Here is a 12,354-nt window from a genome sequence, read left to right as displayed (position 1 = left end):
GCGCTGCCTCAGTTCTTGAAGGGGAATTTGAACGCAGCGAGCAGTGCCTTGCACTCTTCGTCGTTCTTCGCCGAAGTCGTGATGCTGATGTTCAGACCACGCAGAGCATCCACTTTGTCGTATTCGATTTCAGGGAAGATGATCTGTTCTTTGACGCCAACGTTGTAGTTGCCGCGACCGTCGAACGAACGGCCCGAAATACCACGGAAGTCACGCACGCGGGGCAGAGCCACGGTGACGAAACGGTCCAGGAATTCGTACATTTGGACGCCACGCAGGGTCACCATGCAGCCGATAGCTTGGCCTTCGCGGATCTTGAAACCAGCGATAGCCTTCTTGGCCTTGGTCACCACAGGCTTCTGACCAGCGATCTTGGTCAGGTCAGCCACGGCGTTGTCCATCACCTTCTTGTCGGCCACGGCTTCGCTCACACCCATGTTCAGGGTGATTTTGGTCAGACGGGGCACTTCCATAGCGGAGGTGTAGCCGAACTTTTCTTTCAGTTCAGCCGCGATCTTTTCGCGATAGAGTTTTTGCAGTCGTGCCATGTGTTACTCCTCAGGCAGCCTTGATTTCGGCGCCGCTGGACTTGAACACGCGAGCACGCGTGCCGTCGGCGTTCACCTTGATGCCCACGCGATCGGCCTTGCCGGTCGCAGCATTGAAGATAGCCACGTTGGACTGGTGGATAGGCATGGCCTTTTCCACGATGCCGCCAGTGGTGCCCTTCATGGGGTTCGGCTTGACATGCTTCTTCACCAGGTTGATGCCATCGATCACCAGGTGGGAGTCATCCTTGCGCAGCGAAACGACGCCACGCTTGCCCTTGTCACGGCCAGCCAACACGATGACTTCGTCGCCCTTGCGAATCTTGTTCATGGTGCTTTTCCTTTAGAGAACTTCAGGGGCCAGGGACACGATCTTCATGAACTTCTCATTGCGCAGTTCACGGGTCACGGGGCCAAAGATGCGGGTGCCGATAGGCTCCAGCTTGGCGTTCAGCAGTACGGCGGCATTGCCGTCGAACTTCACGAGCGAACCGTCAGCACGACGGATGCCCTTGGCAGTGCGCACCACCACAGCGCTGTAGACCTCGCCTTTTTTGACGCGGCCACGCGGAGCGGCTTCTTTGATGCTCACCTTGATGATGTCGCCAACACTTGCGTAGCGACGATGAGAACCGCCCAGCACCTTGATGCACTGGACAGACTTCGCGCCGGTGTTGTCGGCAACCTCTAAACGAGATTCTGTTTGGATCATTTCAATATTCCCAACTTGCTCCAGCAATCTCGACAGCCCCAGAGAACTTCTCAAGGGCTGAACAAAACAGCCGGTCAGTCTTGGGCCCGTCGTCCACCTCTCGGACCATTCCGAAAGGCTTCCCGCTGGGCAGAAAGCTCACACTTTTACATGTGAAGCCTGTGATTGTCGCAGAAATTCCTTTATGCGTCAAGCGTTTAGCCAGGCATTCCCCTGTTGCGCAAATGCATCCCGCACCGGCGTCGACACACCCAAAAAACCATAGCTGCCGCGGCCCTTGCAACAATGCGTTCTGCGCAAAAAAGGCGCAACACGCAATAGCCTGCCAGAAACCAGAAACGCACAAGCCGCTCCATTCCGAAGCGGCTTGTGGGGTGCGTGGTGCGGCCCGGACGGAGAACGCCGCAGCAACAGCCACCCGGGACCGCGGCCGAAGGGCGCCCTGCCCTCAGGCGCCAGCAGGCAGGTACTGCTGCGCCAATGCCAGGAAATCTTCCAGGCGGGGGTCCTGGCCCAACTCTTCCTGCAGGATCTCGGCCACACGCGGCGCCACGGCAGCGGCCTGGCGGGCGTCCAGGAACAGCAGGCGGCTGCGGCGCGCCAGCATGTCTTCCACCGTACGCGCATACTCAAAGCGCACGGCAAAGCGCACCATGGCCTCGGTCAGGCCAGGCACCAGCTCCACACCGGCACCGGGCAGCGCCTGCACGGCCTCCCCCTCGGTGCCATAGCTGTGCAGCCCCTGGGCGGCATTCATGCCGTGGCGCACGGTGCCTGCGGCGGGGGCCCCCACCAGCGGCAGGTGCACGGTCACGCCGCCGGCACGCGGATCCAGCAGGCGCTGGCTGAAGCATTCGGACAGCACATCCTCGGCCATGGCCCGGTAGGTGGTCCACTTGCCGCCGGTCACGGTCACCAGACCGGACTTGCTGGTCAGCACCGTGTGTTCGCGGCTGATCTTCTTGGTGTTCTCGCCGTCATCGTCCTGCGGTTTGACCAGTGGGCGCAGGCCCACCCAGATGCTGCGGATGTCGGCCCGCGTGGGTCGGCGGCTCAGGTAGTTGCCGGCTTCCCGCAGGATGAATTCGATCTCTTCGGCAAAGGCCTGCGGCTCGCGCGCCAGGTCGTTGCGGGGCGTATCGGTGGTCCCCAGGATGACCTTGCCCAGCCAGGGCACGGCAAACAGTACCCGGCCGTCGGCCGTCTTGGGCACCAGCAGCGCGTGGTCCGAGGGCAGGAAATCGCGGTCCACCACCACGTGCACACCCTGGCTGGGCGCCACCATGGGCTTGACCGGCTTGCCCAGCAGCTCGGCATCCTGCTGGCGGAACAGATCCACCCAGGGGCCGGTGGCATTGACCACGCAACGCGCCTTCACGGTGAAGCGGCGGCCGGTTTCGGCGTCTTCGCAGACCACCCCGGCCACCTTGCCGGCTTCGTGCACCAGCTCCTTGGCCGGGCAGTAGTTCACCAGCAGCGCCCCCTTGGCGACAGCCGTGCGTGCCAGCGCCAGCGCCAGGCGGGCATCGTCAAACTGGCCATCCCAGTACTTCACGCCACCCTTGAGGCTTTCGCCGCGCACCGTGGGCAGAAAGCGCAAGGTCTTGTCGCGGCTGAGGAATTCGGTGCGGCCCAGGCCGTCCTTGCCGGCCAGCGCGTCGTACATCTTCAGGCCGGCACCATAGAACGGCGTGTCCAGCAGGCGGTAGGACGGCATCACGAACGCCAGCGGCTGCGCCAGATGGGGGGCATTGTGCAGCAGCGTGGTGCGCTCGTGCAGCGCCTCGCGCACCAGGGCAATATTGCCCTGGGCCAGATAGCGCACACCGCCGTGCACCAGCTTGGTGGCGCGCGAGGACGTGCCCTTGGCAAAGTCGTGGGACTCCAGCAGCACCACCTTGAAGCCGCGTGCAGCGGCATCCAGCGCCGTGCCCAGGCCGGTAGCACCGCCGCCGATGATGGCCAGATCATAGGTTTCGGGCTGTGCCAGCCGCTCCAGCAGGGCGGCGCGGTCGGTAGACTGGGGGGCGGTGGTGTTCATGGGCAAAAATCTGGTGAAGGCCTTCCCGCAGGGTCACAACAGCTGCGCCACGGAAAAACCCAAAGGGGCAGACAGAATTTTCGCTCTTTTTCGTTTTTAGTGCGCGTTTTTGCGCGAAATTTTGTTTCGCTTCTGCTCGTTACACGGCAAAAATTCACAATACGAAAAAGAAACGGCGTCGCCACGCCGTACTGCGGGCAGGGCTGCCCCTGGCACACGCCCTGCCTGGCGCTGCTGCCTGCCCAGGGTGCGCAGGCAGCAGACCCACTCAACGCACCTTGCCGTTCTTCCAGGCGTTCAGCAGGCTGTCGTAGGCAATGGTTTCGCCCTTGGGCTTTTCATTGGCCAGCTTCTTCCACGGCGCATGCTGGTCGCTGAGCCACTTGGCCGGGTCCCCCTTGGGGTTGAGCTTGGGCGCGCACTGGGCCATACCGGCGCGCTGCAGGCGGGCCATCACCTGGTCCATTTCCTCCGCCAGCGTGTCCATGGCCGCCTGGGGCGTCTTTTCCCCCGTCACGGCCTGGGCCACATTCTTCCACCACAGCTGGGCCAGCTTGGGGTAGTCGGGCACGTTGTTGCCGGTGGGCGTCCAGGCCACGCGGGCCGGGCTGCGGTAGAACTCCACCAGCCCGCCCAGCTTGGGCGCCATATCGGTCATGGCCTTGGAGCGGATGTCGGATTCCCGGATCGGCGTCAGCCCCACGATGGTCTTCTTCAGGCTCGTGGTCTTGGCCGTCACAAACTGTGCATACAGCCAGGCAGCGGCCGTGCGGTTGGCGTCATGGTTCTTGAAGAAGGTCCAGCTGCCCACGTCCTGGTAGCCGTTCTGCATGCCCTGCTTCCAGTACGGGCCGTTGGGGCCGGGCGCCATGCGCCACTTGGGCGAGCCATCGGCGTTCACCACCGGCAGGCCCGGCTTGGTCATGTCGGCGGTGAAGCCGGTGTACCAGAAGATCTGCTGCGCAATATGGCCCTGGGCCGGCACGGGGCCGGATTCGCCAAAGGTCATGCCCATGGCCTCCTTGGGCGCGTACTTCTTCATCCAGTCCACGTACTTGGTCAGCGCATAGACCGCGGCCGGCGAATTGGTGGCCCCGCCACGCGAGACCGAGGCACCCACCGGCGTGCACTTGTCATCCGCCACGCGGATGCCCCACTCGTCCACCGGCATGCCGTTGGGAATGCCCTTGTCGGCCGCGCCGGCCATGGACAGCCAGGCATCGGTGAAGCGCCAGCCCAGCGACGGGTCCTTCTTGCCGTAGTCCATGTGGCCATAGATGGGCTTGCCATCGATGGTCTTCACATCGTTGGTGAAGAATTCGGCAATGTCTTCATAGGCACTCCAGTTCAGCGGCACGCCCAGGTCGTAGCCGTACTTGGCCTTGAACTTGTCCTTCAGGTCTTTGCGCTCGAACAGATCGGCGCGGAACCAGTACAGATTGGCGAACTGCTGGTCGGGCAGCTGGTAGACCTTGCCGTCCGGGGCGGTGGTGAAGCTGATGCCGATGAAGTCCTTCAGGTCCAGGCCGGGATTGGTCCACTCCTTGCCGGCCCCGCCCATGTAGTCGGTCAGGTTCATGATCTTGCCGTAGCGGTAGTGCGTACCGATCAGGTCGGAATCCGAGATCCAGCCGTCGTAGATGCTCTTGCCCGACTGCATGGAGGTCTGCAGCTTCTCCACCACATCGCCTTCCTGGATCAGGTCGTGCGTCACCTTGATGCCGGTGATTTCGGTGAAGGCCTTGGCCAGCGTCTTGCTTTCGTATTCGTGCGTGGTGATGGTTTCGGACACCACGGCGATCTCTTTCACCCCCTTGGCCTGCAGCTTCTTGGCCGCCTCGATGAACCACTTCATCTCGGCCATCTGCTGGTCCTTGCTCAAGGTGCTGGGCTGGAATTCGTTGTCCACCCATTTCTTGGCCTCGGCTTCACCGGCCCAGGCGGAATGGCCTGCTACCAGTGCCGCAGCGGCAAAGGCAATGGCCCGAAATTGCACGTTCATAGCTGTCTCCTGTTGGTGTGTTTGCAAGCGCTCCCCGCCGTCACATGGATCCCGGCCACGGGGGAGGATCGGGCCAGACCTGTTCGCTGGGCAGCGGCGCCGCACCCGCAGCGCCTCTGCCACCATCCCGTCAGCCTTTGCGCATCACCAGCGCCAGCACCAGCATGGACAGCACAAAGCTGATCCACACCGAAGGCTCCTGCTCCAGCCCGAACCACTGCACCATCTTCTCGCCCAGCCCCACCCATGCCAGGTTGATGTAGGCCGCCAGCAGCAGGCCGATGAAGAGGCGGTCCCCGCGCGTGGTTTCGATCGGCAGCCAGCCTTTGCGCTGCACCGTGGGGCTGCGGATTTCCCACACCGTCATGCCCACCAGCATCAGCGCGATGCAGCTAAAAAATACGGCCACCGGGGTGGTCCAGACCATCCAACTGAACATAGGGGTCTCCCACCGCGTTACACGCGGCCCATGGCAAAGCCTTTGGCGATGTAGTGGCGCACGAACCAGATCACCACCGCCCCCGGCAGGATGGTGAGCACTCCCGCCGCCGCCAGCGTGGCCCAGTCCATGCCCGACGCGCTCACGGTGCGCGTCATCGTGGCCACGATGGGCTTGGCGTTCACGCTGGTCAGCGTGCGCGCCAGCAGCAGCTCCACCCAGCTGAACATGAAGCAGAAGAACGCCGCCACCCCCACCCCGGCCTTGATCAGCGGCAGAAAGATGGTGAGGAAAAAGCGCGGGAAGCTGTAGCCGTCGATATAGGCCGTCTCGTCGATTTCGCGCGGAATGCCGCTCATGAAACCTTCCAGAATCCACACCGCCAGCGGCACGTTGAACAGCAGGTGCGCCAGCGCCACCGCGATGTGCGTGTCCATCAGCCCCATGGTGGTGTAGAGCTGGAAGAACGGCAGCAGGAACACGGCCGGCGGCGTCATGCGGTTGGTCAGCAGCCAGAAGAACACATGCTTGTCGCCCAGGAAGCGGTAGCGCGAGAAGGCGTAGGCCGCCGGCAGTGCCACCGTCAGCGCGATCACCGTGTTGATGGCCACGTAGATCATGCTGTTGATGTAGCCCGAATACCAGGACGGGTCGGTGAAGATGGTGCGGTAATTGCCCCAGGTGAAGTGCTGCGGCCACAGCGTGAAGCTGGCCACGATCTCTTCATTGGTCTTGAAGCTCATGTTGACCATCCAGTAGATGGGCAGCACGGCAAACACCAGGTACAGGACCAGAAAGATGCTGCGCTTGTGGAAACGGCGTTCATTCATGGCCCACCTCCGCATTGCCGGTGCCCACGCGCTGCATCCAGTTGTAGAGGACGAAGCACAGCAGCAGGATGATCAGAAAGTAAATCAGCGAGAACGCAGCCGCCGGCCCCAGGTCGAACTGGCCCACGGCCTTCTGCGTCAGGTACTGGCTCAGGAACGTGGTGGCATTGCCCGGCCCGCCGCCGGTCAGCACAAAGGGCTCGGTGTAGATCATGAAGCTGTCCATGAAGCGCAGCAGCACGGCAATCATCAGTACCCCGCGCATCTTGGGCAGCTGGATGAAGCGGAACACCGCCCATTTGCTGGCCCCGTCGATGCGCGCCGCCTGGTAGTAGGCATCGGGAATGGAGCGCAGGCCGGCATAGCACAGCAGCGCCACCAGCGGCGTCCAGTGCCACACATCCATCACCAGCACGGTCAGCCAGGCGTCCAGCGCATTGCCGGTGTAGCTGTAATCGATGCCCAGGCCGTTGAGTGTGGCGCCCAGCAGTCCGATGTCGGCACGGCCATAGATCTGCCAGATGGTGCCCACCACGTTCCACGGAATCAGCAGCGACAGCGCCACCACCACCAGCACCGCCGAAGCCTTCCAGCCCTGGGCCGGCATGGACAGCGCCAGCGCAATGCCCAGCGGAATCTCCACCAGCAGCACGGCCAGCGAGAAGGTGATCTGCCGCCACAGCGCAGCGTGCAGCTCTTCGTCACGCAGCACAGCGGCAAACCACTCCGTACCCACGAACACGCGGCGCTCGGGATCGATGATGTCCTGCACCGAATAGTTCACCACCGTCATCAGCGGCAGCACGGCCGAAAACGCCACGCAGAGGATCACCGGCAGGATCAGCAACCAGGCCCGCTGGTTGACCGGTTTGTTGGATGCGCTCATGCCAGCAGCTCCTCATTGCGGTAGTAGCAGGTGTGCGGCCCCACCAGCTGCAGCCAGACCCCCTGCCCCACGGCCGGCAGCGGCGTGCCGATGGCAAAACGGGCTTTCAGCGTGTGGCCGTCGATGCCGGCGGTCAGCATCAAATGGGTGCCCACGTCCTGCACCCGCTGGACCTGTGCTGGTACCGCACCGGCCGCGTCCGGCAGGGCCAGGCGCAGGTATTCCGGCCGCACGCCCAGCTGCAGCGGCGCACCGTCGGCCAGCTGCGCCTGCAGCGCAGGCGCCACCGGCATGCGGCGCGCTCCCACCCACAGTGCACCATCCCGGCACTGCACGGGCAGAAAATTCATGCCCGGCGAACCGATGAAGTGCCCCACAAAGGCATGGCGCGGGTGTTCGAACAGCGCGTCGGGAGCCCCCACCTGCATCACCCGGCCGCGCGACATCACCACCACCTGCTCGGCAAAGGTCAACGCCTCGACCTGGTCGTGGGTCACATAGATCAGCGTGAGCCTGAGCTCCTGGTGGATCTGCTTGAGCTTGCGGCGCAGCTGCCATTTGAGGTGCGGATCGATCACCGTCAGCGGCTCGTCAAACAGCACGGCGGCCACATCGGCGCGCACCAGACCCCGTCCCAGCGAAATCTTCTGCTTGGCATCGGCCGACAGATTGGCGGCACGCTGGTTCAGCTGGCCGCTCATCTCCAACATCTCCGCGATGACGCCCACGCGCTGGCGGATCTCGACCTCGGGCACCTTGCGGTTGCGCAGCGGGAACGCCAGGTTCTCGGCCACTGTCATGGTGTCGTAGATCACCGGAAACTGGAACACCTGGGCGATGTTGCGCTGCTGCGGGCTGTCCTGCGTCACATCGCGACCATCGAACAGCACCTTGCCATGCGACGGCGTCAGCAAGCCCGACATGATGTTCAGCAACGTGGTCTTGCCGCAGCCCGACGGGCCCAGCAACGCGTAGGCCCCGCCATCGGCGAACTCCATCTGCAGCGGCAGCAGGGCGTAGTCGCTGTCCTGCTGCGGACGGGGCCGGTAGGCATGGGCCAGATCCAGGGTAATGCGTGCCATGGTTCAGCCTCCCGCCTCGGACACCGGCAGCTGCAGCAGGGCACCGCCTTGGCCGCCTGGCAATTCACGCTCGAAGATATAGCAGTCCAGCGGCGACAGATAGACGCTGACAGGCTGATTGAGTCCGACCTTGTGCACCCCGGTCAGCTGCGCCACCCAGTCCCCCCAGGGCAGCTGCACGTGCACAAAGGTGTCGGAGCCCGAAATCTCCGCCAGGTGCACCAGCCCCTGCAGCGCCACATCGCCGGGCCTCGCCTGCAGTGCCAGGGCACTGGCACGCACTCCCAGCATGGCCGACCCTGCGGGCTGGCGCAGCGGCTGGGGCAGCGCCAGCCGGGTACCGTCCGGCAAGGCGATCTGTTGCCCGCCGCCCTCCACCTCCACGGCCACCAGATTCATCGGCGGATCGCTGAAGGCCCGCGCCACCCGCAGCGACAGCGGGGCATGGAAGACCTGGGCCGTGGGCCCGTACTGCAGCAGCTCGCCGGCATCCAGCACCGCGGTATAGCCCCCCAGCAGCAGGGCTTCTCCCGGTTCGGTGGTGGCATAGACCACGGTAGACCGGCCCGCGTCAAACAGCTGGGTCAGCTCGTCGCGCAGGCCTTCGCGCAGCTTGTAGTCCAGGTTCACCAGGGGCTCGTCCAGCAGCATCAGCGGCGCATCCTTGGCCAGGGCACGGGCCAGCGCCACACGCTGCTGCTGGCCGCCCGACAATTCGGCCGGCAGCCGGTCCAGGAACATGTCGATGTGCAGGCGCTGGGCCAGCGCGCGCACCTTGCGGTCAATATCCTGGTCTCCGCGCAGCTTCAGTGGAGAGGCGATGTTGTCCGCCACCGTCATCGACGGGTAGTTGATGAACTGCTGGTAGACCATGGCCACATTGCGCTGGCGCACCGGCATGCCGGTCACATCCCGGCCATCCACCCGCACGCGACCGCTGGTCGGCGCATCCAGCCCGGCCATGATGCGCATCAGGCTGGTCTTGCCGGCCTGGGTGGCGCCCAGCAGCACGGTCACGGCAGCGCTTTGCAATGTCAGGTTCAGCGGGTAGAGCCACGTCTGCCCCCCGACACGTTGCGCCACGTTCTCCAGCTCCAGCTGCATCGCCACCTCTCTGCTCCGGCTGCGGAGCAAATGTGTACTTCCGTGTGATTGAAAGCCCTTGCTTGCTTTCGGATGGATGCATTTTTGTTCTTTTGTCTGCCGAACCCATAGAAAAATACCCTAGGCATGGTTCGTTTGACTTCGATGACCATAACGAAACAAGCCGCAACACCCTGCTGTCTGCGCTATAAAGTGCTGCATCTGCCCGTTTCCCAACCTTTGCCCTTTTGCGCCGTGAACTCCAACCCCCGCCAACTGCAGCTGCTCGAAGAAGTCCGACAACGCCAATCCGCCACGGTGGAGCAACTGGCCGACATCCTGGGGGTCACGCTGCAGACCGTGCGCCGGGATGTGCAGAAGATGGCCGACATGGGCCTGCTGGTGCGCTTTCACGGCGGCGTGCGCATGCCCAGCGCCACGGTGGAGAACATTGCCCACCCGCAGCGCCAGACCATGCATGCCGAAGGCAAGGCCCGCATCGCCCAGGCCATTGCCCAGGCCATTCCCAATGGCTGCTCGCTGATCCTGAACATCGGCACCACGACGGAGGCCGTGGCCAAGGCCCTGCTGCGCCACCAGGGCCTGCGCGTCATCACCAACAACCTGAACGTGGCGGCCATCCTCAGCAGCAATGCGGACTGTGAAGTCATCGTCGCCGGCGGCGTGGTGCGCACGCGAGACCGCGGCATCGTCGGTGAGGCGGCGGTGGATTTCATCCGCCAGTTCAAGGTGGACATTGCGGTGATCGGCATCTCCGCCATCGAAGCCGACGGCTCGCTGCGCGATTTCGACCTGCGCGAGGTGAAGGTGGCGCAGACCATCATCCAGCAATCGCGCGAACTGTGGCTGGCGGCCGACCACAGCAAGTTCGACCGCCAGGCCATGGTGCAGATGGCCACGCTGCAGCAGGTGGACCGCCTGTTCACGGACGCACCGCCGCCCCCGCACTTCATTCCGCTGCTGGAGCAGGCCGAGGTGGAATACACCGTCGCCGACCAGGCCTGAGCACGTTCTGCCCCCCGCCCTGGCAGCGCCTTGCGCGCCAGCGGCATTCCTGCGGGCGGCACCTATCCGCCGGCCGTAGTTTCTGACCTATCCTTCCCCCCATGACGACCTATCTGCTTGCCTTGGACCAGGGCACATCCAGTTCCCGCTCCATCGTGTTCGATGCGCAAGGCCGCATCGTGGCTTCGGCCCAGCTGGAGCTGCCCCAGATCTACCCGCGTCCGGGCTGGGTGGAGCACGACCCGCGCGAAATCTGGCGCACCCAGCTTTCCACCGCCCGGGAAGCACTGGCCAAGGCCGGCCTCACGGCCCGTGACATCCGCGCCGTGGGCATCACCAACCAGCGTGAAACCACCGTGGTGTGGAACCGCAAGACCGGCGCCCCCATCCACCATGCCATCGTCTGGCAGGACCGCCGTGCCGAGCCCATCTGTGCCGCGCTGCGCGAAGCCGGCATGGCCGACACCATCCAGCAAAAGACCGGTCTGCTGATAGACGCCTACTTCTCCGGCAGCAAGCTGCAATGGCTGCTGGACAATGTGCCCGGCGCCCGCGCCGCGGCCGACGCCGGCGACCTGGCCTTCGGCACCGTGGACAGCTGGCTGATCTGGCAGCTCACCGGCGGCCGGCGCCATGTGACCGATGTCAGCAACGCAAGCCGCACCATGCTGTTCAACGTCCACACCAACCAGTGGGACACCGATCTGCTGGCCGCGCTGGGCATTCCCCGCAGCCTGCTGCCCGAAGTGCTGCCCTCCGCAGCCGACTTCGGCCACACGGCCTCCGACATCCTGGGCGGCGAGATTGCCATCGGCGGCGTGGCCGGCGACCAGCAAAGCGCCCTCTTCGGCCAGGCCTGCTTCACGGCCGGCATGGCCAAGAACACCTATGGCACCGGCTGCTTCATGCTGATGCACACCGGCAGCCAGTTCCAGACCTCGGCCAACGGCCTGCTGACCACCTCGGCCGCACAGGCCAGCACCCAGCCCCAGTTTGCGCTGGAAGGCAGCGTGTTCGTGGGCGGCGCGGTGGTGCAGTGGCTGCGCGACGGCCTGCGCGCCATCGAACACAGCGGCCAGGTGCAGCAGCTGGCCGAAAGCGTGCCCGACAGCGGCGGCGTGATGATGGTGCCCGCCTTCACCGGCCTGGGTGCCCCGTACTGGAAGCCCGACGCCCGCGGCACCATCACCGGCCTGACGCGCGGCAGCACCATCGCCCACATCGCCCGCGCGGCGCTGGAATCCATTGCCTACCAGAGCGCGGCCCTGCTGCAGGCCATGAGCCGCGACGCGGTGGCCAATGGCGGTGCAGCCGTGAGCGAGCTGCGCGTGGACGGCGGGGCCTGTGTGAACAACCTGCTGATGCAGTTCCAGGCCGACCTGCTGGGCATTCCCGTGGTGCGCCCCGCCTGCGTGGAAACCACCGCGCTGGGTGCGGCCTACCTGGCCGGTCTGTCCACCGGCGTGTACCAGAGCACCGAAGAGCTGTCGGCCCTGTGGAAGGCCGAGCGCCGCTTTGTGCCCACCCTGGAGCATGACCGCGCCCAGGAGCTGATGGCACGCTGGGAGCACGCGGTGGCGCAGACGGCACTGCCCCACCCGGCCTGATTCACGCCGCCGCCAGGCGCTGCCTGCAGCCTGTCACAGGCGTCCGCAAGGGATGGCACGGCCAAGCCATTAAAGCCATTGCGTGAATAGCGCCTGTT

The 12,354-nt window shown here is 64.6% G+C and carries 12 protein-coding genes; 2 read left to right on the top strand and 10 right to left on the bottom strand.

The window, feature by feature from the left end:
- Positions 1–8: 8 nt before the first annotated feature.
- From rplE to KW830_RS19330, 10 genes are all read right to left on the bottom strand, one after another.
- The gene (rplE, locus tag KW830_RS19375; RefSeq protein ID WP_066541321.1) at positions 9–548 is read right to left on the bottom strand and encodes a 50S ribosomal protein L5; all 540 of its coding nucleotides are present in this window, start codon (positions 546–548) and stop codon (positions 9–11) included.
- A gap of 10 nt (positions 549–558) precedes the next feature.
- A complete protein-coding gene (rplX, locus tag KW830_RS19370; RefSeq protein ID WP_066541323.1) occupies positions 559–879 on the bottom strand; it encodes a 50S ribosomal protein L24 in 321 nt (106 codons plus the stop codon).
- 12 nt (positions 880–891) lie between these two features.
- On the bottom strand, positions 892–1,260 hold the full coding sequence (rplN, locus tag KW830_RS19365; protein ID WP_016449173.1) for a 50S ribosomal protein L14: 369 nt from the start codon (positions 1,258–1,260) through the stop codon (positions 892–894).
- 448 nt (positions 1,261–1,708) lie between these two features.
- Positions 1,709–3,301 (bottom strand): glycerol-3-phosphate dehydrogenase/oxidase, encoded by a 1,593-nt coding sequence (locus KW830_RS19360; protein WP_218334114.1) that lies wholly within the window; start codon positions 3,299–3,301, stop codon positions 1,709–1,711.
- A 268-nt stretch (positions 3,302–3,569) separates the two neighbouring features.
- Positions 3,570–5,303: an ABC transporter substrate-binding protein gene (locus KW830_RS19355; protein ID WP_192334821.1), complete on the bottom strand. Its 1,734-nt coding sequence runs from the start codon at positions 5,301–5,303 to the stop codon at positions 3,570–3,572.
- A 130-nt stretch (positions 5,304–5,433) separates the two neighbouring features.
- On the bottom strand, positions 5,434–5,742 hold the full coding sequence (locus KW830_RS19350; protein ID WP_066541332.1) for a DUF2160 domain-containing protein: 309 nt from the start codon (positions 5,740–5,742) through the stop codon (positions 5,434–5,436).
- Positions 5,743–5,759: 17 nt separating this feature from the next.
- Entirely contained in the window at positions 5,760–6,572 is an 813-nt protein-coding gene (locus KW830_RS19345; RefSeq protein WP_066541333.1) for a carbohydrate ABC transporter permease, read from the bottom strand.
- Positions 6,565–7,458, bottom strand: coding sequence for a carbohydrate ABC transporter permease (locus tag KW830_RS19340; protein ID WP_066541334.1), 894 nt, complete (start codon positions 7,456–7,458; stop codon positions 6,565–6,567). Before KW830_RS19340 ends, KW830_RS19345 begins: the two co-directional genes overlap by 8 nt.
- Positions 7,455–8,540, bottom strand: coding sequence for an ABC transporter ATP-binding protein (locus KW830_RS19335; RefSeq protein WP_066541336.1), 1,086 nt, complete (start codon positions 8,538–8,540; stop codon positions 7,455–7,457). Before KW830_RS19335 ends, KW830_RS19340 begins: the two co-directional genes overlap by 4 nt.
- A 3-nt stretch (positions 8,541–8,543) precedes the next feature.
- Positions 8,544–9,644 (bottom strand): ABC transporter ATP-binding protein, encoded by a 1,101-nt coding sequence (locus KW830_RS19330; RefSeq protein WP_218334254.1) that lies wholly within the window; start codon positions 9,642–9,644, stop codon positions 8,544–8,546.
- 234 nt (positions 9,645–9,878) lie between these two features.
- Here KW830_RS19330 and KW830_RS19325 point away from each other — a divergent pair, with 234 nt between their 5' ends.
- Both KW830_RS19325 and glpK read left to right on the top strand, forming a co-directional pair.
- Positions 9,879–10,649 (top strand): DeoR/GlpR family DNA-binding transcription regulator, encoded by a 771-nt coding sequence (locus tag KW830_RS19325; RefSeq protein ID WP_066541339.1) that lies wholly within the window; start codon positions 9,879–9,881, stop codon positions 10,647–10,649.
- A 101-nt stretch (positions 10,650–10,750) separates the two neighbouring features.
- Positions 10,751–12,256: a glycerol kinase GlpK gene (gene glpK, locus KW830_RS19320; RefSeq protein WP_218334113.1), complete on the top strand. Its 1,506-nt coding sequence runs from the start codon at positions 10,751–10,753 to the stop codon at positions 12,254–12,256.
- Positions 12,257–12,354: the final 98 nt, after the last annotated feature.

The sequence above is a fragment of the Comamonas sp. CMM03 genome (genome assembly GCF_019218715.1).
In the GTDB taxonomy this organism is placed as follows: Bacteria; Pseudomonadota; Gammaproteobacteria; order Burkholderiales; family Burkholderiaceae_C; genus Comamonas; species Comamonas terrigena.
The sequence above is the reverse complement of the archived record's forward strand: the minus strand, read 5'-3'. Positions and strand labels throughout refer to the sequence as shown.

Bases quoted from the DNA above. Each gene is read 5' to 3' on its own strand.
- rplE (WP_066541321.1), bottom strand. From the start codon at position 548: ATGGCACGACTGCAAAAACTCTATCGCGAAAAGATCGCGGCTGAACTG.
- rplX (WP_066541323.1), bottom strand. From the start codon at position 879: ATGAACAAGATTCGCAAGGGCGACGAAGTCATCGTGTTGGCTGGCCGT.
- rplN (WP_016449173.1), bottom strand. From the start codon at position 1,260: ATGATCCAAACAGAATCTCGTTTAGAGGTTGCCGACAACACCGGCGCG.
- KW830_RS19360 (WP_218334114.1), bottom strand. From the start codon at position 3,301: ATGAACACCACCGCCCCCCAGTCTACCGACCGCGCCGCCCTGCTGGAG.
- KW830_RS19355 (WP_192334821.1), bottom strand. From the start codon at position 5,303: ATGAACGTGCAATTTCGGGCCATTGCCTTTGCCGCTGCGGCACTGGTA.
- KW830_RS19350 (WP_066541332.1), bottom strand. From the start codon at position 5,742: ATGTTCAGTTGGATGGTCTGGACCACCCCGGTGGCCGTATTTTTTAGC.
- KW830_RS19345 (WP_066541333.1), bottom strand. From the start codon at position 6,572: ATGAATGAACGCCGTTTCCACAAGCGCAGCATCTTTCTGGTCCTGTAC.
- KW830_RS19340 (WP_066541334.1), bottom strand. From the start codon at position 7,458: ATGAGCGCATCCAACAAACCGGTCAACCAGCGGGCCTGGTTGCTGATC.
- KW830_RS19335 (WP_066541336.1), bottom strand. From the start codon at position 8,540: ATGGCACGCATTACCCTGGATCTGGCCCATGCCTACCGGCCCCGTCCG.
- KW830_RS19330 (WP_218334254.1), bottom strand. From the start codon at position 9,644: ATGCAGCTGGAGCTGGAGAACGTGGCGCAACGTGTCGGGGGGCAGACG.
- glpK (WP_218334113.1), top strand. From the start codon at position 10,751: ATGACGACCTATCTGCTTGCCTTGGACCAGGGCACATCCAGTTCCCGC.